Below are 24,398 nucleotides of genomic sequence, written 5' to 3'. Positions count from 1 at the left end.
CCCAAAACCTCGTGGGCCAGGGGGGCCTGGGTGTTAAGATGACTTCGCACGGTTTTCGATTATAAGGCGAAAACCGGAGACCGGTCCAGGAGGGCCAGATGACCACCACGTTGGTTCCGGAGGGACTCACCCCGTTCGGCGGGGTCGAGGCGAACGCGGCCTGGGCGGAGGAGGTGCGGCGCCTGGCGAAGCAGCGCGACGCGGTCCTGCTCGCGCACAACTACCAGGTCCCGGAGATCCAGGACATCGCCGACCACACCGGCGACTCGCTCGCCCTCAGCCGCATCGCGGCGAGCAGCGACGCGTCCACCATCGTCTTCTGCGGCGTGCACTTCATGGCCGAGACCGCGAAGATCCTCTCCCCGGAGAAGACCGTCCTGATCCCGGACGCGCGGGCCGGCTGCTCGCTCGCGGACTCCATCACCGGCGCCGAGCTGCGCGCCTGGAAGGCCGAGCACCCGGGCGCGGTCGTCGTCTCCTACGTCAACACCACGGCCGAGGTGAAGGCCGAGACGGACATCTGCTGCACGTCCTCGAACGCGGTCGACGTTGTCGCCGGCATCCCGGCTGACCAGGAGGTTCTCTTCCTGCCGGACCAGTTCCTCGGGGCGCACGTCAAGCGCGTGACCGGCCGGGAAAACATGCACGTCTGGGCCGGCGAGTGCCACGTCCACGCCGGCATCAACGGCGCCGAGCTGGCCGAGCGCGCGGCTTCGAATCCCGACGCGGACCTGTTCATCCACCCGGAGTGCGGCTGCGCGACGTCGGCGCTCTACCTGGCCGGCGAGGGCGCGGTGGCGCCGGAGCGGGTCAAGATCCTCTCGACCGGCGACATGGTCCACGAAGCCCGCGACACGAAGGCCAAGTCGGTCCTGGTGGCCACCGAGATCGGCATGATCCACCAGCTCCGCAAGGCCGCGCCGGGCATCGACTTCCGCGCGGTGAACGACCGCGCGTCCTGCCGGTACATGAAGATGATCACGCCCGCCGCCCTGCTGCGGTGCCTGCGTGACGGCCTGGACGAGGTCCACGTCGACGTCGAAACGGCCGCCCGCGCGCGTGCTTCGGTGCAGCGGATGATCGAGATCGGGCAGCCCGGCGGCGGCGAATGACCACGCCGGTTAATGATTCACAGGCGAAAACCCCGGTCTGGGAAGCCCGCGCGGACCTCGTGGTGGTCGGCAGCGGCGTCGCGGGGCTGACGGCCGCGTTGCGGGCCCAGGCGCTCGGGCTGCACGTCCTGGTGGTCACCAAGGCGGCGGTCGAGGACGGCAACACGCGCTGGGCGCAGGGCGGCGTCGCCGTCGTCCTGGAAGACGAGCACGACCTCGACGACTCGGTCGCCAAGCACGCGGAGGACACCTTCACCGCGGGCGCCGGGCTGGTCGACGAGGCCGCCGCCCGCTCGATCCTCGACGGCGGCCCGGCCGCGGTCGCCCGGCTCCGGGCGGACGGGGCGGAGTTCGACGCCGCGACGGCCGGCGGCGGGCTGCTCGCGCGGACCCGCGAGGGCGGGCACAGCGCGTTCCGCGTCATCCACGCGGGCGGCGACGCGACCGGCGCCGAGGTCGAGCGCGCCCTGGTCGCGCAGGCCGGGCAGGCGCGGGTGCCGGTGCTCGAGCACCACATCGCCGTCGACGCGCTGCGCACGCCGGGCGGCCGGGTCGCGGGCGTGACCGTGCTCGACCGCAACGGGGTGCCCGGGGTCGTCCGGGCGCCGGCCGTGCTGCTGGCCAGCGGCGGGCTCGGGCAGCTCTACCAGGCGACGTCCAACCCGGAGATCGCCACCGGCGACGGGCTCGCGCTCGCGCTGCGGGCCGGGGCGACCGTGGCGGACATCGAGTTCGTCCAGTTCCACCCGACCGTCCTGTACACCCCGGGCGCGCGGGGACGCTGCCCGCTGGTCACCGAGGCCGTGCGCGGCGAGGGCGCGACGCTGGTCGACGCCGCCGGCGTGCCGGTCATGGCGGGCGTGCACCCGCTCGGCGACCTGGCTCCCCGCGACGTCGTCGCGGCGGCGATCACCCGGCGGCTGCTTTCGGCGCCGGGCGGGGTCGACGACCACGTCTTCCTCGACGCGACCTCGATCGCCGGGTTCGCGCGGCGGTTCCCGACGGTGTTCGCCGCGTGCGGGGTGCTGGGGCTCGACCCGGCCGTCGACCCGATCCCGGTGACGCCGGCGGCGCACTTCTCGTGCGGCGGCGTGGTGACCACTGTGGACGGTCGCTCGTCGGTCCCCGGCTTGTACGCCGCGGGCGAGGTCGCGCGGACCGGCCTGCACGGCGCGAACCGCCTGGCGTCCAACAGCCTGCTCGAAGGGCTGGTCGTCGGACAGCGCGTCGCCGAGGCCGTCGCGGCGGACCTCGCGGCCGGGTTGCTGGCCGATCCGTCGCGGGGCCGGTTGCCGTCGTGGACGACCGCCCCGGCGGCGGAACGCGATGCGCTGCAACGGGTCATGAGCCGGTACGCGGCGATCGGCCGCGACGCCGACGGGCTCGCGGCGGCCGGGTCGGTGCTCGACCTGTCTACTCAGGATAGTCCCTTGTGGACGCACGCAGCGGTGGAGGACGCGGCGTTGACGGTGGTGGCGCAGGCGTTGCTCGCCGCGGCCGTCCGGCGCACCGAGTCGCGCGGCTGCCACGTGCGCAGCGACTTCCCGGCACTCGACGACGGCTGGCGGCGCAGCCAGCACATCCGGCTCAGCCCGTCCGGCCAGCCCGTGCTGGCCGACCCGATCCCCCTGGAGGGCGTGGCATGACGTTCCCGATCTCCGAACCCGCCGTGCGCCTGATCGCGGCTTCGGGCCTCGACGTCGAAGACGTGACGCGCGTGGTCACGACGGCGCTGGGCGAAGACCTGCGCTACGGGCCGGACGCGACCACCGCGTCGACGGTGCCGGAGTCCGCGACCGCGGTGGCCGAGCTGACCCCGCGCGTCGACGGGGTCGTCGCCGGGCTGCCGGTGGCGCTGGCGGTGTTCGACGTGGTGCTGGGCGACGAGTACGAGGTGCTGGCCGGGCGCGAGGACGGCGAGCGGCTGGTCGCGGGGGAGCCCGCGCTGGTGCTGCGCGGCCCGGTGCGCGGGCTGCTCACCGCCGAGCGGACGGCGCTGAACCTGCTGTGCCACCTCTCGGGCGTCGCGACCGCGACCGCGGCCTGGGTGTCCGAAGTGGACGGTACCGGGTGCGCGATCCGGGACTCCCGCAAGACGTTGCCGGGCCTGCGGCTGCTGCAGAAGTACGCCGTCCGGTGCGGCGGCGGGGTGAACCACCGAATGGGGCTCGGCGACGCGGTGCTGATCAAGGACAACCACGTCGTCGCGGCGGGTTCGGTGACGGCGGCGCTGGCCGCGGCCCGCGAGCACGCGCCGGAACTGGCGTGCGAGGTCGAGGTCGACACCCTCGACCAGCTCGAGGAAGCCCTGGCCGCGGGCGCCGACGAGGTCCTGCTGGACAACTTCACGCCGGACGAGTGCGCCAAGGCCGTCGCGCGCCGCGACGAAGTCTCCCCGAAAACGCGGCTGGAATCCTCTGGTGGGCTCACCCTCGACCGTGGTAGGGCCTACGCGGAGTCCGGTGTGGACTATCTGTCGGTGGGCGGGCTGACCCACTCTTCACCGGCGTTGGATCTCGGCATGGACCTTCGCTGAACGGCGTTTCCCGGCTAGACTGACGGTGGCGGAAGTCCTTTTCCGCCACCGTCTTTCTTGGTGGGGGCTCGGGTGCGGATACCGGCGGTGCTCGCGGTGGCGGGCCTTTTCGCGCTCGCCTCGCCCGCGTCCGCCGTCGCCGCTCCGGAAACGGGGTGCGCCAACCCGTCCGGCACGTACACCGGCGAGGTCCCGTGGGGGCAGCGGCTGGTCGACCCGGCGCGGCTGTGGCCGCTGACGCGGGGCGAAGGCCAGCTGGTCGCGGTGATCGGCACGGGCGTCGACGGGCAGAACACGCAGTTCGCGCCCGGACAGCTCGAAGGCGGCGCCGGCACGGAACGCACGGACTGCGACGGCCGCGGCACGATCGCCGCCGGGATCGTCGGCGCGCAGCCGGATTCGTCGACGACGTTCGCCGGCGTCGCGCCCGGCGCGCACCTGCTGCCGATCCGCTACACGCAGGCGGAAGGCACGACGTCGGACCGCGGCGGCGACCCGGGCGCGCTGGCCGGGGCGATCGACACGGCGGTCGACCGGCACGCGGGCGTCGTCCTGATCGCGGTGCCCGCGGCGTTCGACAGCCCGGCGCTGGCCGGCGCGGTCGCGCGGGCGCGGGCGGCCGGCGCGGTCGTCGTCTCGGCCGCGGCGGCGACCCAGCAGGGCACGCGGACGTACCCGACAGCGACGGCCGGCGTCCTGGCGGTCGGGTCGGTGAACCCGGCGGGCGAGCCGGTGCAGACGGAAGCCGGCGACTACCTGGGCGTCGCGGCGCCGGGCGCGGAGCTGGTCAGCACGTCGGCCGGGGCGGGCGGCGCGGTGGCGCACCGCTGGCCGGTGACCGACCCGGGCCTGGCGGCGGCGTACGTCGCGGGCGTCGCGGCGCTGGTCCGGGCGTACCACCCGGACCTGACGGGCGACCAGGTCCTGACCCGCCTCACGCTGACGGCGCACCGCCCGTCCTCCGGCGGCCACGACCCGCGGCTGGGCTGGGGAGTCCTGGACGCGTACGCGGCGGTGTCCTCGACCCTGCCCGCCGACGTCGCCCCGCCGGGCGCGGCACCCGCACCGGGCTCGGCTCCCGAGGTCGTCCCGGCGGCGGCGCCCGCGCGCCCGTCGTCCGACGTCGCCGCGGGCACGATCGCCCTGGCCGGAGTCGCCCTGGCCGCGGCCGCGGGCGTGACGGTCGCCGCGGTCCGCCGGGCCCGCCGCCGAGGCTGGCGCCCCTCCCGCTTCACCCCGTGATGCCCTTCCCATCACGTGTGATGCCTGCCTGATCACGTGTGATGCCTCGTTGCGCACGGGCGATCGTCGTACCGGACCAGCGGACCCGTGTGATCAGCCGGGCATCGCGTGTGCGTGAAGAGGCATCACGTGTGATTGAGGGGGCATCACGTGTGATTGGAGGGGCATCACTCGTGATTGGGGGGTCGACACGGTTAGGCGGGGGTGGGGCGGGTCGAGCCGATGATCGCCACCGCCTGGCCGGCTCGGGCGACGTGCACGGTGAAGTCGGCGCCCTCGCGGCTGAAGCGGGCGATCAGTTCGCGGGGGGTGCTGCGGTCGTGGGCCTGCCAGCCGCGCTGCTCCAGCGTCGGGACGACCACCTCGGCCAGGCGGCGTTCCGGGTCGCCCGGGTGCTCCAGGCGCACGCCGTACTGCCAGCACAGCACCTGCCCGGGCCGGGTGGGGTCGCAGTCGAGCTCGCCGTCGACCGTCCGGTCCGCGTCGGGGCCGAACACCGCCGCGACGCTGTCGATCACGTCCGTCAGCTCGGCGGCCAGGCGGTCCAGGTCCGGAGAAGTCACCGGAGCACACCCCCGTCGTTGAGGAACTCGACGCCGTTCTCGAGGATGCCATGCGGCTGGAACGTGCCGTTCGCCGTGGTCGGCCCGGCCGTGATGACCCGGTAGATGTTCGTCCACGACTCCGATCCGGGCTTGAGCACGTCGCTGTGCGACGAAAGGCCCCACAGCTGCGAACCGTCGGCGGCGCGGCCGGTTTCCAGCTCCGTGACGCCGGGGAAGGTGTCCGGGTCCGCGCCGTGGCCGATGCCGGTCCACTCCAGGCCCCGCGCGTTGCCCTGGGCGATCTCGATCGGGTCGAGCGGCGCGGTCATCGAGTACCGCTGGACGCCAGCCTGGCTCGCCGGCAGGTCCGACGGCGACCAGACGCCGTGGCCCATGCCCGCCGACTCGACGTGCAGGACGCGGTCGACGTCGAGGCCGTGCGTCTCGGCCAGCCCGACCGTCGCGCCGCCGTAGCTGTGCCCGATCGCGGTGAGCGTGACGTCGGAACCGGCGTGGCTCGCGATCTCGCCGCGCAGGTCGTCGGTGAAGTTCTTGAGGTCCGGCGCCATCGCTTCCGCGTAGCTCGCGGAAGGCCCCTGGACGACCGGGTTCTGCGGGAACACGCCGTCGGCCCAGACGACCATCGCCGTGCGCCCGGTCGGGTCCGCGGCCACCAGGCTGCGCCCGAGGCCGGCGTAGGCGTCGAAGTTCGACATCTGCGTGTTGACACCGGGCACGAACAGCCCGACGTTGCGCGTCCCCGGCTCGATGTGCCCGACGAGCTCGGCGATCCGGCCGTTGCCCGCGGGGTCGAACTTCAGGATCTGCCGGTTGTTCGCGAGGATGTCTCCGTACAGCTTGATCCGCGCCTGCGACCGCTTGATCTCGTCGGCGTCGGTCAGCGAAGCCAGCCGGGAGCGCTCGGCCGTCAACGCGTCGGCGACCTTCGCGCGGTTCTGCTCGATGGCCCGTGCCCACGCGCCGGTGTCGGCCGAACCGCCGATGCCCGCGGGGTTTCTCGCGGCCGGCAAGGGATCCTCGGGCATGAGCGCCCGGTACATCGCGGCGATCCGCACGTCGGTGCGGCGGTAGCCGGCGGCCGACTCGGTCAGTCCACTTTGGATAGTCCGGAGCCGTGACACGCCGGACCCGAGCTTCGAGCCCAGCTCCGTCATCGTCTTCTCGAACGTCTTGGCCGCCGCCGCGGACGCGCTGACCCGGCCGAACGCGGCGGCCGGGACCTGCTCGCCCGCGACCGCCTTCTGCGCTGCGGAAAGCGCCTCGGCGAGGGTGCCGAACCGTCCGGCCACGGTGTCGAGGCGGGCCGGGGCGACGCGATAGCCGGCAGCCGTCACGGCCCGCCTCCGTTCTTAGAGTGGTTCAGTACGCTTCCGGCTCTTCGCCGATCACCGGCGGCGCGACCGGGGCCGACTGGCCCCAGACGTTCTCCGTCTCCACCAGCCACGCCGGGATCCGGCGGCCGGACCCCAGGTCGCCGCCGGCGCCCATGCCCATCGGCATCATGGGCATCATCGGCATCGCACTCTTGGCGGCCGCCGCGCCCGCGGCCCCGGCGACGCCGCCGGCGAGCCCGCTGAACGCGCTGCCCGAGCCACCGTCGCCAGCCAGGCCGGAGTGCGCCGCGGGACCGTCCGCGCCGCCGCCGATCCCGGCACCGCCCGGGACGCCGCCGCCGATCGACGGCGCGTCGCCCCCGCCGATCGGGATGCCGCCGCCGGCGCCGCCTTCGACGCCCGCGCCGCCGCCGAGCTTCGTGCCGGCCGGCTCGTCCTTGTTGTCCTTGGGGTCCTTGCCCGACGCCCAGCCCGGCACCTTCGGCATGATCGAGCCGAACCGGCCGAACGCGGCGGCCGAAGCCGCGGCGAGCCCGGCCGTGAACATGTCGCCGAACAGCGGGTTCGACGTCGGCACGGTCGTCCCGGACGGCGGTGTCCCGGTGGTGGGCAGCGGGTGCCCGCCGGTCGGGGTGACGACGACGCCGGGGTCGCCGACGCCGTTGCCGACGAGCCCGGGAGCACCCGCGCTGCCCGCGCCGCCGCCGGCCGGCGGGGTCGCCGGCACCTCGACGGCGTTCGGCGACGCCGGGATCGAGTCCTCGGCCACCGTGTACTCGCCGGCCAGTTCCGTCATCACCGCGATCGCCTTGCCGTGGGCCGAACCGGCCGCGTTGGCCGCGGACTGCTGCGCCTCGACGTTCGCGATGGCCTGCTGGCGCTGCTGCGCCGCGGCCTGCACGACGGCGGGCGAAGCGTCCGGCGACAGCAGCGGCGGGTTCACGGCGAGCGCGACGTCGGCGGGGGAGACGTCCGGCACCGAGACCGGCGGCGGCATCTCCTTCTTGGCCTTCACCAGCGCGTCGGCGGCGTCGTCGAGCATCACGTTCATCGCCTCGGCGGTCTGCGCCACCTTGGAGATGCCGTTCGCGAGGTCGACGATCATGTGCTGGTACTGCTCGGCCGCGCCGCCGGTCCACTGGTCCTTGAACTCGGTGAGCTCCGAGTTGAGGTTGTGGGCCTGCTCGTGCAGGTGCAGGGCGGCGGACTTCCACTTGTCGGCGGCGTGCCGCGCGCTGTTCGGGTCGCCGGCCTGCAGCATCGCGTACAGCTGCTGGTGGCTGTACGCGGCGAAGTTCGTGTGGGCGGTGTTCGTCATCCCTTGCGGCTCCCGTCCGAGTCGCCCAGGCCGAGCAGGCCGAGCACGGGGTCGAGCAGGCCGGTGACGGCGCCCGAGGTGTGGAGGTCCCCGGCGACCGCCTCGTCGGCGTTCTGGTAGCCGTCGGCGACCGTGGTGGTGACGTCCTGCGCGAACCCGATCGCGCTGCGGACCTGGTCGAGCAGGCCCTGCATCTCCGAGACGGCGGCGCGGTGGGCGTCGGCCAGCGACCCGGCCTCGCCGAACTCGCCGAACAGCAGCGGCTCCTGGCCGAGGGTCAGCAGGAAGTCGTTCGGTTTGGACATCGCGTGGATCTGGGTTTCCAGCTCCCGCACGAAGTCCTTCAGCGATTCCAGGTGGACGTAGTACGACTGGTCTGGCATCGGTCCCGGCTCTCTGGGTCGCGCTCACGGAGGGAGGGAAAGCCGGTCGGCCGGTGCGAGCGGGGGGTTTCCCGCACCGGCCGACCGACGTCTGGGCGCGGTTCAGCCCGCGAACAGTCCCTGGTTGCGGTTTTCCAGCGTCTGCTGGAGGTCGTGGGCCTCGCCCACCTTGCCGCCGAACTGCGCGATGATCGCGACGATGTCGGCGGTCGCCTGGCGCAGCCGGGTCTCCGACTGGCGGGCCGCGTCACCGGCGGAGCTGCCGGAGGCGTACCAGGTCGCGGTGATCGGCTGGAGGTTCTGGTGCAGCTGCTCCAGCTGCGAGGTGAGCGCCTTGGCCTTGGCGGCCAGGGACGCCGAGCTGTGCTGCAGCGCGGCGAAGTTGATTTCGACGACGTCGGCCATCGGTACGTCCTCTCGGGTCAGGGGTTGAGGCGGGGGATCACGCCCGAGCCCTCGAGGGTGTTGCCGACCCCCTGGAAGCTCTGGTGGACGTCGGCGTCGCCGCGGCCGTAGTTCTGGTGGCTGGTGTGGACGAGCTGCGACATGGTGTCGAGCTCCTTCACCGCCACGGTCATCTTCTCCTGCAGGCGCCGCTGGAGGTCCCAGAACGCCACGGCCTGGTCACCCTTGTAGTTGCGCAGCGCCTCGGTCAGCTCGGACTCCAAGCTGGCCATCGTGGACTTGGCGTTCGTCGCGGTTTCCTCGAAACCCTGGACGGCGCGCGTCATGGCAGCGGAATCTGCCTGGAATCCCGGACTGGACATCGACGGGCCACCTCCTTCCTGAAGCGGAATATCGCCTGACGCGGGTGGTCCGCGCGGTGTGAAAGTCACGCTAGAAAAGAGCCTGGTGTGGTCAAACGGCACAACTGCCGGTCGCGGTGACGGCACTTATACCCACAGGCCCGGCCCGGTCCGCGCGTCTGCCGCGGCAGCCGACGAAACCCGCTGGTCAGCACGGTTCTGCCGAAATTCTGAGATCCGCCCGGTAGACCCGGACGCCCCGGGCGAAAGGCGGTCGAGATGGTCCACCCGCAGGCACTGCTGGACGAGCTGGAGCGCGCCCCGGAGGTCCCCGCCTTCGAACACGGCTCGCGGCTGACCACCCGCGGCGAGCTGCGGGAGCTGGTCGGCCGGTTCACGGCCGGCCTGCGGGCGGCCGGGCTGAAGGCGGGCGACGGCGTCGGGATCGCCACCGCCGTCACGGCGGAGGGGTTCGCCGCGATCGTCGCGGCGCACGTGCTCGGCTGCCGCGTCGTCGGGGTGCGGCCCGGCCTGCCAGTGCCGCAGCTGCGCCACGTCGTCGGCGAGGTCGACGCGCTGGTCGTCGACGCCGCTTCCGAGTCGCCGGAACTGCTCGGCACCGTGGCCGGCGCGCCGGTCCTGCGGGTCGGGCCCGAACTGCTCGCCACCTACGAGGAGCCGGTGCCGCGGGGACGGCCGGACGACGTCGCGACGGTCGTGTTCACCAGCGGCAGCACCGGCGTGCCAAAGGGCGTCGCCTACAGCTACCGCGCCCTGACCGAAGGCCGGGTGTGGCGGGCGCCGGTCCCCGGCTCGGCCCACGAGCGGCTCGGCGCCGGGTTCGGCCGGTTCCTGCTGTTCGGCACGCTCACCAGCGCGGTGATGCTCGAACAGCTGGGGGTGTGCCTGCTCGCCGGCGGGACCGCGGTGGTCCCGGAGGAGCTGCCGGACTTCCCCTGGGTGCTGCCGCGGCTGCGGATCACCGCGGCCCTGATGACCGTCCCGCGGCTGCACCAGGTGCTCGACGTGCTGCGCACCGAGGACGTCGACCTGAGCGGCCTGCGGACCCTGATCGTCGCCGGTTCACCGGTGCCGCCGCACAAGCTGGCCGAGGCCCTCGAGCGGATCGGGCCGGCGATGCACCACGCGTACGGGCAGACCGAGACCGGGATGCTGACGATCTGCGGCGCCGGCGAGGGCTCCGGCTCGGTCGGAAAAGCCTGCGACACCGTCGAAATCGAGGTGCGCGACGCCTCGGGCGCACCGGTGCCGGCCGGCGCGGAGGGCGAGGTCTGGGTGCGGACGCCATCGGCGTTCGCGGGCTACTGGCGGGACGAAGCGACGACGGCCGACGTGCTGCGCGAGGGCTGGGTTCGCACGCAGGACCTCGGGTTCCTGGATGACGCCGGTTACCTGCACCTGTCCGGGCGGGCCCGCGACGTCGTGATCGTGAACGCGATCATCCACTACACCGGCCCGATCGAGCGGGCGATCGCGGCGCACCCGGACGTCGACCAGGCGTACGTCGTGGCGGTCCCGGACGCGCGGACCGGCGAAGCCGCGCACGCCTTCGTGGTGCCGGTCCCGGGCCGGGAGCCGGACCTCGGCGCGGTGCGCAAGGCCGTGGCGGCGGAGCTGGGGGAGGCGGCGGTGCCGGCGCGGTTCAGCCTGGTGGCGTCGGTTCCCGTGGCGCCGTCGGGGAAGCCGGACAAGGCGGCGCTGCGCGCGTCCGTTGTGGACTAGAACCAGGTGTCGACGCCGAAGGTCTCCTTCAGGGCGCGCATGTCCGCGACGTCGTGGGGTTTCGGCTCGTAGTCGTCGACCCGGCCGGTCACGAAACAGTCCGCGGGGTAGGGGAAAGTCCCGTCGGGCGCGGCTTGGCGGGCCGAGCCGTCCTCGGCGAAGACGAGCGGGTGCAGGTCCAGTTCCGTGCTGCCGTCGGAGAGGACGAACCGGACCGGGCGCAGGTCGCCGGTTTCGCGGTAGCCGAGAGCGGCGAGGGCCTCGAGGACTTCGGGTTCCTGCTCGAGGCGGTGCAGCAGGTCGAGGTCGCGGTGCTCGCGCGTCTGCCGGCCCAGGAGGGCGTCGATGCCCCAGCCGCCCGCGAGCCAGACCTCGGCAGGGCTGACGGCCTCGAGGACGCGCAGGACCGTGCCGGCGTCCATCACTTCCCGGCGCGCAGGTCGGTGATCACCTTGGCGACGCGGCGCTGCCGGGTCTCCTCGGTCTTGGCCTGCCCGATCGGGAGCACGAACCGCTGTTTCGCGCTGTAGGAGAGCTTTGCGAAGCGTTCCGCGGCGGCCGGGTCGGCGGCCAGGGCCGTCGCGAGGTCCTCGGGGATCTCCAGTTCGCGGGGCGCGGTGTCGAGCGTGATCTCGACGTCGACCTCGTCGCCCGCGGCCACGCCGGCCTTCTCGCGGTTCTCCCCGCTGAGCGGCACCAGGAACTGCCCGCCGCGGCTGCCGACGGTGGTGCGGTAGGTGTGCCCGCCGAGTGTCACGGTGACCGCGGGTTTCTTGCCGGCACCGAGTGCCTCGAGCACGTCGCCGGGGACCGGGAGGCCGGTCGCCGTCTTGCCGCCGAGCAGGACCTGGGTGCGGAACTTCATGGCGCCGAGTATGCCGCGTGCCGGCCTCCCGGGCGGAGAGGCCGGCACGGGCGCGTCAGACGCCGGCGGTGGTGCGGATCCAGCTGCGGCTCGACGCGATGCTCGCGTAGTTCTGCGTGCCCTGCGGGTTCGAACCGGAGTTGTTGCCGGTGGAGCAGACGCCGACCTGGACGCCGTTGGCGAGCTGCGGTCCGCCCGAGTCGCCGTGCCACGCCGAGCCGGTGACGCCCTGGCTGGCGATGGCGGTGCCGCCGAACGCGTCCGTGCTGGTGCCGGTGACGCGGACGTCGGCGGTCTTGAGCGTGCTCGACGGCGGGCTGGTGCCCTCGGTGCGGCCCCAGCCGTAGATCTGGTTGGTGGCGCCGGCCGGCGGGTTTCCGGTGCCGAGCTTCATGAAGGTGGTGTTCACGGCCGTCGTCAGGTGCAGCAGCGCGATGTCGCCGTTCGGCGACGCCTTCTGCTGGTCGACGGTGGCGTTGGTGCCCTGCTGGAGCGTCACGCTGCCGACCTTGACGTGCATGCCCGGCGAGTTCAGGCAGTGCCGGGCGGTGAGCACCCACTGCGGGGCGATGATCGTCCCCGAGCACTCGAAGCCGCCGTAGGTGGTGACGTTGTTCCAGTAGATCTGGGCGCCCCACGGCGCGGAGGAGACGGTGCTCCCGCCGATGATGTCCTGCTGGGCGTCCGCAACCCCGGCTGAGACCAAACCCAGCGCCGCGGCGGCGGCACCCACCGCGGCAACAGCCCTCGACATGCGCATGAAAATGCCCTTCGGCCCAGGTGATCCGGATATTCGTCCCGAACGGGACGACCAGCTCAAGCTAGGAGCCGTGAAGGATTTTCGGAACCTACCGAAGTCGGGTAACCGCGGACCTACGACTCCACCGGCTTGGTCCACGCGACCTGGACGAGCCCGGTCCCGTGCCGGCGGGACACCAGGGTGCCGCGCCCCGGAGGCTGCGGCGAAGGCTTCACATCCGCGAGAAGGGCCCCCTCGTCCTTGGTGCCGGACATGATCAACCCCGGCGAACCCAGCTCCCGCAGCCGCTGGAGGACGGGCTCGAACAAGGCCCGCCCGGCGCCGCCGGAGCCCCGGACGATGATCACGTGCAACCCGATGTCGCGGGCCTGGGGCAGGAACTCCAGCAGCGGCTGGAGCGGGTTGCGGCCGACCGTCGCGACGAGTTCGTAGTCGTCGACGAGGACGAACAGCTCCGGGCCCCGCCACCAGGACCGGTTCCGAAGCTGTTCCGGCGTGACGGAAGGACCGGGTAGGCGGTTGCGCATGGCCGTCGCGCACTCGCCGATGAGGTCCGTCAGCTTGCCCTCGGCGCCGGCGTAACCCAGCAGGTGCGGCTCGGAAACCGCGCCGAGCAACCCCCGCCGGTAGTCGGCGACGATGATCGCCGCTTCCTCGGGTGTGTACGCGGAAGTGATGCCGTGGGCGATGGCCCGCAGCAGGGAGCTCTTCCCCGATTCGACGTCGCCGAAGGCCACGAAGTGCGGGTCCGCCGCGAAGTCCAGGTACACCGGCCGCAACGTCGATTCGGCGATGCCCAGCGTGACCTGGCGGGACGGTGCCGCGGGCAGGCCGTCGAGGGGTACCTCCGGTGGCAGCAGCCGGACCTGCGGTGCACGCGGGCCTTGCCACGCCTCGGAAATCCGCCGGGTCAGGTCGACGCCGCCCGAGCCGATCGTCTCCGGGCGCTGGTCGCCGTCCACGCGGGGCAGCGCCGCCAGGAAGTGGAGCTTCTCCGCGGTGATGCCGCGGCCGGGGCGGTCGGCCGGGACGTTCGCCGCCACCTTGCGGTCGATCGACGAGTCCATCGGGTCGCCCAGGCGCAGCTCGAACCGCGTGCCGATCGCGTCGCGCAGCTGGGCGCGGACGCCGATCCATTGGTTCAGCGAGACGATCACGTGGATGCCGAACCCGAGCCCGCGCGCGGCCAGCCCGGTGATCTGCTCCTCCAGTTGCTCGTACTCCTGGCGGATCGTGGTCCAGTTGTCCACGAACAGGAAGACGTCGCCGAACTCGCGGCCGTCGGTGCTTTCGGTGAACTCCGCGCGGCGCCGGCGGAACGTCGTGATCGACTCGATCCCGTGGGCGGAGAAGAACTCCTCGCGCTGCTCCAGCAACGTCGTCAGCTCGGCGACGACCCGGCGGCAGCGCTGCGCGTCACGCCGGGTCGCGTAGCCGGACGTGTGCGGCAGGCCGGCGATCGGGGCCAGCGCGCCGCCACCCATGTCCAGGACGAACAGCTGCACCTCGGCCGGGGTGTGGGTCAGGGCGAGCATGCCCGCGATGTCCTTCATGAGCGTCGATTTGCCGCTCTGCGGCGCGCCGACGATCAGCGCGTGCCCGCCCGCGCCGGAGAAGTCGGCCCACAGCATGTCGCGGCGCTGCTCGAACGGCTTGTCCACCAGCGCGACCGGGATCGTCAGCTTGCCGTTGCCGCCCCAGCCGAGCGGGCACAGCCCGCGCGCGGCGTCCTCGCCCAGCGGCGGCAGGAGCTGGTCGAGCGTCGGCGGCTCGTTCAGCGGCGGCAGCCAGATCTGGTGCGCGGCCGGGCCGCGGCCCTCCAGGCGTGACAGCATCGCGTGGATGATCGTCTCGCCGGTGCCGTCGGTCTTCGGCGCGTCTTCGATCTCGGTCGTGACCGGGATTTCCACCGGGGCCAGGGAAAACGGCAGCACACCGAGCTCCTGCCCGTCCTCGCGCACGACCGTGCTGCGCGGCGGCAGCTCCCCGGAGACGTACGCGGCCTTGAGCCGGATCAGCGTGTCGGTGTCGGACTTCAGGTACGCCGACCCCGGCACCGGCGGCAGGTGGTACGCGTCGGCGACGCCCAGCACGGTCCGGCTTTCCGACGCCGAGAACGTCCGCAGGCCGATCCGGTAGGACAGGTGGGAGTCCAGCCCGCGCAGCCGGCCCTCCTCGAGCCGCTGCGACGCCAGCAGCAGGTGGATGCCCAGGGACCGGCCGAGCCGGCCGATCGCGACGAACAGGTCGATGAACTCCGGCCGCGCGGACAGCAGCTCGGAGAACTCGTCGATGATCACCAGCAGCGACGGCAGCGGGTCGAGGGGCGCGCCGTCCGCGCGGGCCTTCTCGTAGTCGCGGACCGACGCGTAGTTCCCGGCCGCGTGCAGCAGTTCCTGACGCCGCAGCAGTTCGCCGTTGAGCGCGTCGGCCATGCGGTCGACGAGCGCGAGGTCGTCGGACAGGTTCGTGATGACCGCGCAGGTGTGCGGCAGCCCGGTCATCCCGGCGAACGTCGCACCGCCCTTGAAGTCGATCAGCGCCAGGTTGAGCGTCTCCGACGAGTGCATGACGGCCAGCGCCGTGACGAGCGTCCGCAGCAGCTCGCTCTTGCCGGACCCGGTCGCGCCGATGACCAGGCCGTGCGGGCCCATCCCGCCCTCGGCCGACTCCTTGAGGTCCAGCTCCACCGGCCGGCCCTCGGGGTTGACGCCCAGCGGGATCCGCAGCCGGTCGCGCGCGGCGCGCGGCGCCCACGTGACCGCCGTGTCGGTGTCGCGCGGGTCGCCGATGCCGAGCAGCCCGGACAGGCCGAACGTCGCCGACATCGGCTTCTCGCCGACGACGGCGGCCGCGGTGTGCAACGGCGTCAGCATCCGGGCGAGCGCCTCGGCCGCGCCGCGGTCGAGGGTGTCCGGGCGGCCGAGGAAGCCGAGCCGCTGCTCGGTGGCGTCGCCGACGACCATGCCGAGGGAGCCGGGCGCGGTGTGCAGGCTCAGCAGCCGCTCGGTCGAGTACGTCCGCGGGTGCTCCTGCCCGATCTCGATCACCGTGACGCCGAGGCGGCCGTCCTCGCCGACCAGCCGGGGTTCGCCGTGGGCGGTGCCGCCGTCGACGACCACGACCAGGTGCGGCAGGTCCAGCTCGGCGGCCGCGCGCCGGCTGAACGCGGGGCGTTCGCCGAGGTCGGGGCCGAGCAGCTCGGCCAGCCCGGCCACCGAGTCGGCCGCCAGGCGCCGGGAGCCGACGGCGTCGGTCGCGCCCGCCGACGTCGCGTGCGGCAGCCACTTCGCCCACTCCCAGTCGTGCTGACGCTCGCCCGGGACGCACAGCGCGATCCGCAGGTCGCCGGGGGAGTGGAAGGTGACGAGCTGGCACAGCAGCGCCCGGACCAGGCCGAGCACGTCCGGCCGCCGTCCGGCCACGGTGACCGCGGCGAACGACCGCAGCGACAGCGCCACCGGCAGGCCGTCGACCGTCGAGTAGGTGCGGATGAAGTGCTTGAGGCTGGTGGAGGACACCGGGTCCAGGTCCTCCAGCGGCACGGTCTGGGGCGCCTTCAGCGGCGTCGCCAGCCGCTGCGGCCCGGTGCCCGCGCGGACCTGCGCGAACTGCGCGTCGCCGCGCCGCCGGTCCCACAGCTGCCCGGTCTCGACGTAGGCCCAGAGGTCGGCCGGGTCGGGCTGGAGCGCGACCATCGCCGCGCGCTGGCCGTCGGCGATGTCGCGGACCTGGGCGCGCAGGCCGGAGAGGTACCGCTGGTAGTCGCGGCGCTCGTCGTTGATCTGCGCCTTCTTCGCCATGCCGCCGCGCCCCAGCGACATCACGACCATGCCGCCCATGGCGCAGAGGAACAGGGCACCGAAGACGTAGGTCATCACGCCGCCGTCGCGTCCGATGTAGACGAACGACATCGCGCCCATGCCGAGCATCATCGGCAGGAACATCATCAGCTGCACCATCCCGCCGGACGAGCTCTTCGGGAGCATCGGCGGCGACTGCAGCACGATCTCGGTCGGGCGCTCGGGCGTGAGGCTCATGAGGCAATGCTCCAGCGGATCGGGGTTGCTCTGACCGGTATTTTGGCCACTCGCCGACCCGCCGCGGTGGGTACTTTTGCCGTCCGCCCGCTTCCGGGGCCGAACCTACGCTCTGCCGAGCAGCCACCCGCGGAAGGAGAGCCATGGCCGGCGAGTACCGGGCTGAGCCCGAGGCGATGCGCTCCGCCGTGGGCAACGTCGGAGGGATCATCGCCCACGGCATCAACGCCGTGGCCGACCTCGAACGCCTGGTCGTGCAGCCGATGTCGTTCGCGACGTTCGGCACCGCGGTCGCCGCCGCGAACGCCGCCCTGCACTCCGGCCAGATCACCGCCGTCCGCACGCTGCTGCAGCTGCTCCAGCAGGTCAACGGGCTCGTCAAGGCCAGTGCCGACGCCTACCAGGCGGCGGACCAGGACGCCGCCGCCGGCTACGGCGGGGGGCACGACGGGTCCTCGGCACCCGTGTCGTCGATCTGGGGGAGCTCGAACGCCGCCGAGCTCGCCACCCTGGCGGTCAACGACAGCGCGGGCGCCCACGGGGAGCCGTCCTCGGTCGGGAACGTGCTGCGCTACCTCGGGGACGCGCGGCTGGGCCGGCTGGGCGACCACCCGATCACCGACGCCCGCTTCCAGGGCGTCGCCGACTTCAACGACTGGCTGGCGGGCGACGCCGACAACCAGGCGCGGGTCGGGCTGATCGAGGTCTACGCGGGCACCGCCCGCACGTTCTCCGACGTCCCCGGCGGCGTGCACAGCGGGGACGTCGTGGTGGTCGAGCCGTTGCTGTTCTCCGACCGCCAGCCGGTCATCGGCGTCGCCGGCGACGGCGGCCGCCTCTACAACCACGGGCTCCTCGACGCCCGCATCAGCGGGCTGGCGAAGGTCAGCGTGTACCGGCCCGCTTCCGTCGTCTGATCGTCCGCTCCTTGAGAACCTGCGAGGTCCGATGCTGACTTTCCCGAACTCCAGCGCGATGGACGCGACCGCGTCTTCGGGCGGGCCGATCACCATCCTGCCGCAGATCGTCACCGGCCAGCCGGAGCAGATCGCGCAGCACGTGCTCGACCTGATCAAGAAGGCCGAGCAGTTCCTGAGCATGTACAACGAGCTGTCCAAGGCCGCCGACCAGCTGGGGAAGATCTGGTCGGGCGCGGCGAGCGAGTCGGCGCTGAAGAAGATCTCCGACTCCCTCCAGCAGCTCACCACGATCATCACCGTCGTCCAGAAGGGCGCCGAGCTGCTCGGCGTCTCCGGCACGCTGATCAAGACCGCGCAGCAGGCCTACCGCTCGGTGGTGGCCGCGGTGAACCCGACGGTCGCCTCGCTGATGTCGAACCCGTGGACCTACGGCGCGGCGGTCGCTTTGTCGACCGCGACGAGCGCGTCGCTGCGGGCGTTCATCACCTCGATCGGCGCGCTGCTCAAGGCCCTCGGCGCGGGGGACCTCGCCCAGCAGGTCACCACGCTCGCGCAGGTCATCGGCGAGATCGAGAAGCTGTTCCACCACGGTTCGCCGAGCGGGGGCGCGACGACGCCGTCGATCGGGGCCACCCCGGTCACGGCGCCCCAGGCCCCGTCGCCGGTGGCGAGTCCGGCCGGGCAGCAGGCGGTGGCGGGCGGGAGCGGCGGGGGGATCCCGCAGCAGCCTTCGTTCACCGACTACACCCCGCCCGCGCTCGCCGCCGGCGGCGGTTCCGCCACCGGCACGGGCGCGAACGGCGCGACCGTGCCGGTGACCGCGAACGGGACCCCGCTGGACCCCTCGAACAGCTGGATCCCGGTCGACCACGCTTCGACGTCGCCGGCCACCGGTCCGGTTCCCGCCCAGCCGGCTCCGGTACCCGCGGCGGGCGGCGCGAACGAGGTCACCATCCACACGAACCTCACCACCGGGGAGTCCACTGTGGAGGCTCCCGGTGGGCAGGACTTCGACCTGGACATCGCGCTCGACTACAACGGCAAGCACTTCAGCCAGCACGTCGGCTACGACGCGGCCGGGAACTAGCCGGTGGGGGGCTCGGGGGTCGTCGACGCGTCGGGCGTGGTCAGCTCCGTGTTGTCCGGGTACCGGCAGGTCCTGGTCGAATGCCAAAGACGGGTCACCGGTGACCCCGGTGCCCTGAGCGCGGCTTCGCAGCGCGTCGCCACCCAGGCCTCGACGGTCTCGGGTAAGGCGAAGGAGATCGACGACTCCGCCAAGACCCTGCACACGGACTGGGACGGCGACGCCTACACGGCGTTCGCCGCCGCGGCCCAGAAGCTCGGCGAAGAACTCACCGACGCCGCCACCAAGCTCGACGACCAGGCGAAACGGCTCTCGACGGCGGCTCGGCTCGTGCAGTCGGCCAAAGCCGCGGTCGACTCCGTCCTCGCGCAGTTCGACCAGTACGCCCAGCAGCTGACCGCGCAGGCGCGCGCGGTGAACTCCGGCTCGGTCGGCGCGTTCATCCAGGCCGCGCGGCAGCTCGGCGAGCAGAGCGTGCAGGCCGCCCGCCAGGTCGTCGACGAGTTCTCCGACGCCCTCGCCGAGCTCTTCCCGCCCGAGGGCACCCAGCGCCTGGAGTACAAGCTGGGCAAGAAGACCGGCGGCCCGCTGGGCTGGCTCAACGGCAGCCCGCTCGACGGGCGCAAGCGGCAGCGCGACGCGCCGTCGTGGTTCAAGAACTCGGGCTGGAAGAAGCTCACCTGGGACGGCCTCGAAGGCACCCGCGCGCCGAAGAAGGCGGACACGCCGTTCGGGCAGCCGAAACCCGAGGGCCTCAAGGACAAGCTGGGCAACAACACCGAGATCACGTACTACAAGTTCAAGCACGACCAGGACGGGCTCACCCCGGAGTACGACGGCAAGATCACCTCGAAGGGCTGGGACGTCGGCGCGTCCGGGCACACCGAGCTGGCCGCGGTCAAGGAAGAGCTGGAGGCCAAGGGCGACTGGGGTGTCTCTTCGGCGCACGCCAAGGGCACGGTGTTCGCCGGCGGCGAAGCGAGCGCGTCCGGCACGATCGGGGCCCACGGCGCCGGCGCGCACGCGAACGTCTTCGCGGGCGGCAAGGTCGAAGGCGAGGTGGCCGCGGACGTCGCGGGCATCGGCGTCGGCGCGAACGGGACCCTGCAGTACGGCATCGGCGCGCAGCTCGACGCCCAGGCCGTCTACGACGCCGGGCACCTCAAGGTCAACTTCAAGGCGGGCGCGGCACTCGGCCTGGGCGCCGGGATCGGCGCCAAGATCGACATCGACCTGCCGAAGCTCGGTCACACCATCGGCGAGTACGGCGGCGCCGCCGTCGACTACGTCGGCCACGCGGCCTCCGACGCGGCGAACGCCGTCGGATCCGCTTGGGACGACGCCGTTTCGGCCGTGGGGCTGTGATGACGCTTCCCCTGGACTTCGTCATCCCGGACGGGTGGACCGCGGTCGACCCGGGTGACTCGGGTGCCGTGTTCGTCGCGGTGCACGACGCCGCGCCGGGCGAGTTCGTCCCGAACATCACCCTGAGCGTCCGGCAGCGGCCGGACGAGGCGTCGATCGACGCCATCGCCGGCGAAGCCGTCGAGCGGCTTTCGCTGACCTCGGCGGGACTCGACGTCCTGAGCCGCCGCGACGTCGGCGAGCCGGCCGCCCCCGGCGTCATGCAGCTGCTCCGCCTGCGCACCGGCGAAGGCGAAGAGCTGATCCAGACCCAGGTGCACCTGACGATCCCCGGCGCGACGCCGGCGGAGCGGCTGGTGCTCGAGCTCGCCTGCACGGCCGCGCCCGCGACCGCGCGGCGGCTCTCACCCGGTTTCCAGCGGTTCGTGGGCAGCGTCCGCGTCCGCCAGCACGAAGGGAATGCACAGTGACCGATCCGTACGCGGTGCCGGACATGGACGAACTGCTCGCCCAGGTGCGCAAGCAGACCGAAGAGGTCCAGCGGATCCAGCGCACGGTCGAGGCGATGGAGGTCAAGGCGCACTCGCGCCAGAACGAGGTCACCGTCACCCTCCGCGGCGACGGCCGGTTCACCTCGGTCGACATCGACCCCCGCGCGATCCGCGAGTACGACGCCCGCAACCTGTCGGAGATCGTCCTCGAAGCGGTGAACGCCGGGCTGACGAAACTCGCCGAGGCGTCGAACGCCAAGTTCGCGCCGGTGATCGCGGCCGCGAAGAACGTCTGATGACCGCGTCTCTGACGGGGACGACGCGGCGGGTCACGGTGGTCACGCCGAGGGCCCGCGTCGACGTCGCCCTGCCGCAGCAGTCGACGTTCGCCGAGCTGGTGCCGCAGCTGGTCCGGCTGGCCGGGGCGTCCGGGCAGGCGTCGGCCGAACACCCCGGCTGGGTGCTCGCCCGGCTCGGCGGCGCGCCACTGGCCCTGGGCCTGAGCGTCGCGGCCGCCCAGATCCGCGACGGCGAAGTGCTGCACCTGACCCCGCGGGAGCGCCCGCGGGGTCCGCTGCTGTTCGACGACGTCGTCGACTCGATCGCCAGCGTCGCCGACACGACCGGCGGGTGGGGCCCGTCGGTCGCCCGGCGCTCCGGCCTGGTGGCCGCGGTCGTGCTGCTGCTGGCCGGCGGGCTGCTGGTGCAGGCGGCGGCGTCCGGCAGCGTGCTGGCGCCGATCGGGACCGGGCTCCTGGCCCTCGTGCTGCTGCTCGGCGGCGGCGCGCTGAGCCGGGCCTACGGGGACGCCGAAGCCGGCGCGGCCGGGGCGGTCGCCGGGGTCGGCGTCGCGCTGCTGGCCGGGATGTCCGTGCTGCCCCCGCACCCGCTGTTCTCGCTGTCGGCGGGGCCGCTGGCCGCGGGGTTCGCCGCGGTGACGGTGTACGGCGTGCTGGCGGCGGTCTCGGTGGCCGACCGCCTGCCGTGGTTCGTGGCCATCACCGGCGCGGCCGGCTTCGGCGCGGTGACGACGGGCGTGGTGCTGCTCGGCGGGGTCCGCCCGGTCGCGGCGGCGGCGGTCGTCGCGGTGCTGGGCACGGCGCTGGCGGCGGTGGCGCCGATGCTCGCGATGCGGCTGACCCGGCTGCCGCTCCCGCGCGTGCCGGACGACATGGAAGCCTTCCGCGCGGACGAACAGCCGTCGCTCGGCACCGAGATGATCGGGCGGACGTCGCGCGCGCAGGCGGTGCTGACGGGCCTGCTGGTCGGCCTGGGCCTGGTGGTGCTCGCCGCGTCCGTCGTGCTCGCCACCGGCGGGCCGTGGGAAGCCGGGCTCGCCGGGCTGCTCGGCGTTGCGTGGATCCTGCGATCCCGTTCGTACGCGGGGAAAGCGCAACGCCTGGTGCTCGTCGGCTTCGGCGTCGCGGGCCTGGTGACCGCCGGGGTGTGGCTCGTCGCCTCGGGCGGCCGCACGGTGGTCTTCGCGGCGGGCTGCGCGGTCGTGCTGGCGGCGGTGGTCTGCCTGGTGTACGCGACGCGGGTCGCGCGCGGGCTGCGTTCTCCTTACTGGTCAAGGCTTCTGGACGTCTCGGAGTTCCTGGTGCTGCTGTCGCTGGTGCCGTTCGTGGGCATGGTCGCGGGGGTGTACGAAGCCGTCCGCGGCTGAAAATGAGTTGGCCCGGCCGCGGCGGAGGGAGTTCACTCTTCGCCGTGGCAAACCTTTCCGGTACGTGCGACGACCGGTTCGGCAAGGTGGCGGACGTGCTGGCGGCGTCGCTGGACGCCGTCGACGTGGGCGCGAGCGTGGCCGTCTTCCAGGACGGCGAACCCGTGGTGGACCTCTGGGGCGGCCACCGCGACGCGGCCCGCACCGTGCCCTGGGACCGCGACACGATCACCAACGTCTGGTCGACGACCAAGACGATGACCGCGCTGTGCGCGCTGGTCCTCGCCGACCGCGGCGACCTGGACCTCGACGCGCCGGTTTCCCGCTACTGGCCCGAGTTCGCGGCCGCGGGCAAGGACGGCGTGCTGGTCCGGCACCTGCTCGGGCACACCGCGGGCCTGCCGGACTTCGCCGGCCCGATCGCCGTCGAAGACCTCTTCGACTGGCCCGCCGTGACGGCCCGGCTGGCCGCGCAGGCCCCGAGCTGGGAGCCGGGCACCGCGGGCGGCTACCACTCGATCACCTTCGGGTTCCTCGTCGGCGAAGTCGTGCGCCGCGTCACCGGGCGCAGCCTCGGCACGTTCTTCGCCGAGGAGATCGCCGGGCCGGCCGGCGCCGACTTCCACATCGGGCTGGCCGCCGAGCACGACCACCGCGTCGCGCAGCTGATCCCCGCGCCCGAAGGCGACCGGCCGCCGGGCTTCCTGATCGGGGTGGCGGACTCGCACACCGAAGCCTGGCGGCGCGCGGAACTGCCCGCCATCAACGGGTTCGGCCACGCTCGCTCGGTCGCCGCCGTGCAGTCGGCCTTGGCCTGCGGGGGAACCGCGGGTGGCGTCCGGCTCCTGTCGGAGGCCGGCTGCGAGCGCGTCTTCGAGGTGCAGTCCGACGGCGTCGACCGCGTGCTCGGCATGCCGATGCGCTGGGGACTGGGCTACCGGCTGGAGGGCCGGACGTTCTCGTGGGGCGGCTGGGGTGGCTCGGTCGTGTTCGTCGACGTCGAGCACCGGCTGGCGGTCGCGTACGTGATGAACCAGGTGCTCTGGGCCGACGGGTACGCGCGCGGCCTGGAAGTCGTGATGGCCGCCTACGACGGCGTCACGGCTTAGGCGTCGAGGGCGAGGGGGAGGGTCCGGCGGACGGCGTCGCCGTGGCGTCCGTGCAACGGGACCACCGGGATGCCCGGCGGGGGAACGGGAGCGCCGGGGCGAGCGCCGACCCGGATCGTCACCTCGTCCTTCTCGCGCCCGCCCGGCGTCCGGGTCAGCGTGTACGACGTCGCCGTGAACGCCGCGCCCGGCACCGCGAAGTCCAGCGCCCGCGCCGAACGCGGGGCGAAGCACATCTGCGGCGCGTCGCCCCAGTGCCAGGACCGCCAGCGGTCGGGAGCGCCGTCCGGAGCACCCTGGACGCCCAGCGCGACCCGCAGCTCCTTCGCGAGTTCCCCGGCCTCCAGCACGGTGCTCTGGTAGCCCGCCTCGGCGAGCGAACCCATCAGGCTCAACGCCGCCGACGCCGTGCTGCGCAGCGCGCCGAGGTCGCCGCCGCCGCGGGCCAGCGCCGCGATCGGGGCGAGGTCCGGGCGGTAGCGCACGGTCAGCCACCGCACCCGCAGCACCTGCTCGCCGCGCGGGATCGCCCACGTCAGCAGCTGCGCCGAAGCCAGCGGGATGTCGGTGCGCCGGTAGGCCTCGCGCAGGATCTCGACCAGCGCGGCCGGTCCCGGCGCGCCCGGGCCGGCGGTCAGCCGGACGATCGCGCTCCACCCGCCGTCGACCTCGGCGACGCCGAAGCGGTTGCCCGCGCGGTCGACGTGCTGGCGCACCTTCACCGGCCCGGCCAGGTGGTGCAGGGGGTCCGGGCTGTCGCGGCGGGTGTCGTGGCGGCGCAGCCGGTAGGCCGTCCAGGTCAGCGCCCACCCGGCGAGGTGCCGCCCGGCGATCCGCACGGACGTCAGCAGCACGAGCACCCCGGCGGCGGCGGTGACGCCGATGCGCACGGGCTGCGTGACGGTGCCGACCAGCCACGCGAGCACCACGGCGATCGCGGCGACCTCCCACACCGCGGCCTGCAGCGGCCGGATCGGCAGCAGCCAGGGCAGCGGCGCGTGCGAGCGCCGGGACGGTGCCCGGCGGACGGCGCCGGCGGTTTCGACGGACACGGGCTCCCCTTTCCCCGGGTCTGCGACGCTACTGCCTGGCCGGATACCGCGTGGGCGTAAAAA

General features: G+C 73.3%; 23 protein-coding genes. 12 read left to right on the top strand and 11 right to left on the bottom strand.

The genetic code is table 11. From position 1 onward, the window contains the following. Positions 1-98: 98 nt before the first annotated feature. From nadA to ACYVLJ_RS15670, 4 genes are all read left to right on the top strand, one after another. Positions 99-1,112, top strand: a complete 1,014-nt coding sequence (nadA, locus tag ACYVLJ_RS15685; RefSeq protein WP_460439111.1) for a quinolinate synthase — start codon at positions 99-101, stop codon at positions 1,110-1,112. Further along, on the top strand, positions 1,109-2,758 hold the full coding sequence (locus tag ACYVLJ_RS15680; protein ID WP_451974145.1) for an L-aspartate oxidase: 1,650 nt from the start codon (positions 1,109-1,111) through the stop codon (positions 2,756-2,758). Before nadA ends, ACYVLJ_RS15680 begins: the two co-directional genes overlap by 4 nt. Then, the gene (gene nadC, locus ACYVLJ_RS15675; RefSeq protein ID WP_460439110.1) at positions 2,755-3,648 is read left to right on the top strand and encodes a nicotinate-nucleotide diphosphorylase; all 894 of its coding nucleotides are present in this window, start codon (positions 2,755-2,757) and stop codon (positions 3,646-3,648) included. Before ACYVLJ_RS15680 ends, nadC begins: the two co-directional genes overlap by 4 nt. 96 nt (positions 3,649-3,744) lie before the next feature. After that, positions 3,745-4,890, top strand: coding sequence for a S8 family serine peptidase (locus ACYVLJ_RS15670; protein ID WP_460439109.1), 1,146 nt, complete (start codon positions 3,745-3,747; stop codon positions 4,888-4,890). 194 nt (positions 4,891-5,084) lie between these two features. Here the strand turns inward: ACYVLJ_RS15670 and ACYVLJ_RS15665 are convergent, their stop codons facing one another. The 6 genes from ACYVLJ_RS15665 to ACYVLJ_RS15640 form a co-directional block, all read right to left on the bottom strand. Then, a complete protein-coding gene (locus ACYVLJ_RS15665; protein WP_451974139.1) occupies positions 5,085-5,453 on the bottom strand; it encodes a hypothetical protein in 369 nt (122 codons plus the stop codon). Next, entirely contained in the window at positions 5,450-6,790 is a 1,341-nt protein-coding gene (locus tag ACYVLJ_RS15660) for an alpha/beta hydrolase (protein ID WP_460439108.1), read from the bottom strand. Before ACYVLJ_RS15660 ends, ACYVLJ_RS15665 begins: the two co-directional genes overlap by 4 nt. A gap of 25 nt (positions 6,791-6,815) precedes the next feature. Continuing rightward, positions 6,816-8,108 (bottom strand): WXG100 family type VII secretion target, encoded by a 1,293-nt coding sequence (locus ACYVLJ_RS15655; RefSeq protein ID WP_460439107.1) that lies wholly within the window; start codon positions 8,106-8,108, stop codon positions 6,816-6,818. Beyond that, a complete protein-coding gene (locus ACYVLJ_RS15650; RefSeq protein ID WP_451974133.1) occupies positions 8,105-8,491 on the bottom strand; it encodes a hypothetical protein in 387 nt (128 codons plus the stop codon). Before ACYVLJ_RS15650 ends, ACYVLJ_RS15655 begins: the two co-directional genes overlap by 4 nt. A 102-nt stretch (positions 8,492-8,593) precedes the next feature. Next, on the bottom strand, positions 8,594-8,896 hold the full coding sequence (locus ACYVLJ_RS15645; protein ID WP_372668884.1) for a hypothetical protein: 303 nt from the start codon (positions 8,894-8,896) through the stop codon (positions 8,594-8,596). Positions 8,897-8,913: 17 nt separating this feature from the next. After that, the gene (locus ACYVLJ_RS15640) at positions 8,914-9,258 is read right to left on the bottom strand and encodes a WXG100 family type VII secretion target (RefSeq protein ID WP_155541946.1); all 345 of its coding nucleotides are present in this window, start codon (positions 9,256-9,258) and stop codon (positions 8,914-8,916) included. 258 nt (positions 9,259-9,516) lie between these two features. Between ACYVLJ_RS15640 and ACYVLJ_RS15635 the strand changes: the two genes are divergently transcribed. Beyond that, positions 9,517-10,980, top strand: a complete 1,464-nt coding sequence (locus ACYVLJ_RS15635) for a class I adenylate-forming enzyme family protein (protein WP_460439106.1) — start codon at positions 9,517-9,519, stop codon at positions 10,978-10,980. On the opposite strand, the gene ACYVLJ_RS15630 is transcribed toward ACYVLJ_RS15635, so the two are convergent. The 4 genes from ACYVLJ_RS15630 to eccCa all read right to left on the bottom strand — a co-directional run bounded on the left by ACYVLJ_RS15630 (position 10,977) and on the right by eccCa (position 16,645). Further along, positions 10,977-11,402 carry a nucleotidyltransferase domain-containing protein gene (locus tag ACYVLJ_RS15630; protein ID WP_460439105.1) on the bottom strand — a complete coding sequence of 142 codons (426 nt, stop codon included), beginning with the start codon at positions 11,400-11,402 and terminating at the stop codon, positions 10,977-10,979. The genes ACYVLJ_RS15635 and ACYVLJ_RS15630 overlap by 4 nt on opposite strands. Then, positions 11,402-11,845, bottom strand: coding sequence for a YdeI/OmpD-associated family protein (locus ACYVLJ_RS15625; protein WP_451974127.1), 444 nt, complete (start codon positions 11,843-11,845; stop codon positions 11,402-11,404). Before ACYVLJ_RS15625 ends, ACYVLJ_RS15630 begins: the two co-directional genes overlap by 1 nt. A gap of 55 nt (positions 11,846-11,900) precedes the next feature. Next, positions 11,901-12,605, bottom strand: a complete 705-nt coding sequence (locus ACYVLJ_RS15620; protein ID WP_460439104.1) for a S1 family peptidase — start codon at positions 12,603-12,605, stop codon at positions 11,901-11,903. A 113-nt stretch (positions 12,606-12,718) separates the two neighbouring features. Beyond that, the gene (eccCa, locus tag ACYVLJ_RS15615; protein ID WP_460439103.1) at positions 12,719-16,645 is read right to left on the bottom strand and encodes a type VII secretion protein EccC; all 3,927 of its coding nucleotides are present in this window, start codon (positions 16,643-16,645) and stop codon (positions 12,719-12,721) included. A 143-nt stretch (positions 16,646-16,788) separates the two neighbouring features. Here eccCa and ACYVLJ_RS15610 point away from each other — a divergent pair, with 143 nt between their 5' ends. The 7 genes from ACYVLJ_RS15610 to ACYVLJ_RS15580 are packed head-to-tail and all read left to right on the top strand — an operon-like array spanning position 16,789 to position 23,283. Then, on the top strand, positions 16,789-17,562 hold the full coding sequence (locus ACYVLJ_RS15610) for a WXG100 family type VII secretion target (protein WP_451974121.1): 774 nt from the start codon (positions 16,789-16,791) through the stop codon (positions 17,560-17,562). Between the two features lie 31 nt (positions 17,563-17,593). Continuing rightward, positions 17,594-18,652, top strand: a complete 1,059-nt coding sequence (locus tag ACYVLJ_RS15605) for a WXG100 family type VII secretion target (protein WP_460439102.1) — start codon at positions 17,594-17,596, stop codon at positions 18,650-18,652. 3 nt (positions 18,653-18,655) lie between these two features. Continuing rightward, positions 18,656-20,017, top strand: coding sequence for a WXG100 family type VII secretion target (locus tag ACYVLJ_RS15600; protein ID WP_460439101.1), 1,362 nt, complete (start codon positions 18,656-18,658; stop codon positions 20,015-20,017). Then, positions 20,017-20,487, top strand: a complete 471-nt coding sequence (locus ACYVLJ_RS15595) for a hypothetical protein (RefSeq protein ID WP_451974115.1) — start codon at positions 20,017-20,019, stop codon at positions 20,485-20,487. The genes ACYVLJ_RS15600 and ACYVLJ_RS15595 overlap by 1 nt, the downstream gene beginning before the upstream one ends. Next, entirely contained in the window at positions 20,484-20,804 is a 321-nt protein-coding gene (locus tag ACYVLJ_RS15590; protein WP_460439100.1) for a YbaB/EbfC family nucleoid-associated protein, read from the top strand. Before ACYVLJ_RS15595 ends, ACYVLJ_RS15590 begins: the two co-directional genes overlap by 4 nt. After that, positions 20,804-22,174, top strand: coding sequence for a type VII secretion integral membrane protein EccD (gene eccD, locus ACYVLJ_RS15585; RefSeq protein ID WP_451974111.1), 1,371 nt, complete (start codon positions 20,804-20,806; stop codon positions 22,172-22,174). Before ACYVLJ_RS15590 ends, eccD begins: the two co-directional genes overlap by 1 nt. Positions 22,175-22,218: 44 nt before the next feature. Further along, the gene (locus ACYVLJ_RS15580; RefSeq protein ID WP_460439099.1) at positions 22,219-23,283 is read left to right on the top strand and encodes a serine hydrolase domain-containing protein; all 1,065 of its coding nucleotides are present in this window, start codon (positions 22,219-22,221) and stop codon (positions 23,281-23,283) included. On the opposite strand, the gene ACYVLJ_RS15575 is transcribed toward ACYVLJ_RS15580, so the two are convergent. Further along, the gene (locus ACYVLJ_RS15575; protein WP_460439098.1) at positions 23,280-24,335 is read right to left on the bottom strand and encodes a type VII secretion protein EccE; all 1,056 of its coding nucleotides are present in this window, start codon (positions 24,333-24,335) and stop codon (positions 23,280-23,282) included. The two genes, ACYVLJ_RS15580 and ACYVLJ_RS15575, sit on opposite strands and share 4 nt — an antisense overlap. Positions 24,336-24,398 lie beyond the last annotated feature (63 nt).

Source organism: Amycolatopsis stemonae, from assembly GCF_054781455.1.
Note: the sequence above shows the minus strand (reverse complement) of the source record. Positions and strands in the feature narration are given on the sequence as shown.

Excerpts from the sequence above, each read along its gene's own strand:
- nadA (WP_460439111.1), top strand. The coding sequence starts at position 99 with ATGACCACCACGTTGGTTCCGGAGGGACTCACCCCGTTCGGCGGGGTC.
- ACYVLJ_RS15680 (WP_451974145.1), top strand. The coding sequence starts at position 1,109 with ATGACCACGCCGGTTAATGATTCACAGGCGAAAACCCCGGTCTGGGAA.
- nadC (WP_460439110.1), top strand. The coding sequence starts at position 2,755 with ATGACGTTCCCGATCTCCGAACCCGCCGTGCGCCTGATCGCGGCTTCG.
- ACYVLJ_RS15655 (WP_460439107.1), bottom strand. The coding sequence starts at position 8,108 with ATGACGAACACCGCCCACACGAACTTCGCCGCGTACAGCCACCAGCAG.
- ACYVLJ_RS15650 (WP_451974133.1), bottom strand. The coding sequence starts at position 8,491 with ATGCCAGACCAGTCGTACTACGTCCACCTGGAATCGCTGAAGGACTTC.
- ACYVLJ_RS15645 (WP_372668884.1), bottom strand. The coding sequence starts at position 8,896 with ATGGCCGACGTCGTCGAAATCAACTTCGCCGCGCTGCAGCACAGCTCG.
- ACYVLJ_RS15640 (WP_155541946.1), bottom strand. The coding sequence starts at position 9,258 with ATGTCCAGTCCGGGATTCCAGGCAGATTCCGCTGCCATGACGCGCGCC.
- ACYVLJ_RS15635 (WP_460439106.1), top strand. The coding sequence starts at position 9,517 with ATGGTCCACCCGCAGGCACTGCTGGACGAGCTGGAGCGCGCCCCGGAG.
- ACYVLJ_RS15630 (WP_460439105.1), bottom strand. The coding sequence starts at position 11,402 with ATGGACGCCGGCACGGTCCTGCGCGTCCTCGAGGCCGTCAGCCCTGCC.
- ACYVLJ_RS15625 (WP_451974127.1), bottom strand. The coding sequence starts at position 11,845 with ATGAAGTTCCGCACCCAGGTCCTGCTCGGCGGCAAGACGGCGACCGGC.
- ACYVLJ_RS15620 (WP_460439104.1), bottom strand. The coding sequence starts at position 12,605 with ATGCGCATGTCGAGGGCTGTTGCCGCGGTGGGTGCCGCCGCCGCGGCG.
- eccCa (WP_460439103.1), bottom strand. The coding sequence starts at position 16,645 with ATGAGCCTCACGCCCGAGCGCCCGACCGAGATCGTGCTGCAGTCGCCG.
- ACYVLJ_RS15610 (WP_451974121.1), top strand. The coding sequence starts at position 16,789 with ATGGCCGGCGAGTACCGGGCTGAGCCCGAGGCGATGCGCTCCGCCGTG.
- ACYVLJ_RS15605 (WP_460439102.1), top strand. The coding sequence starts at position 17,594 with ATGCTGACTTTCCCGAACTCCAGCGCGATGGACGCGACCGCGTCTTCG.
- ACYVLJ_RS15595 (WP_451974115.1), top strand. The coding sequence starts at position 20,017 with ATGACGCTTCCCCTGGACTTCGTCATCCCGGACGGGTGGACCGCGGTC.
- eccD (WP_451974111.1), top strand. The coding sequence starts at position 20,804 with ATGACCGCGTCTCTGACGGGGACGACGCGGCGGGTCACGGTGGTCACG.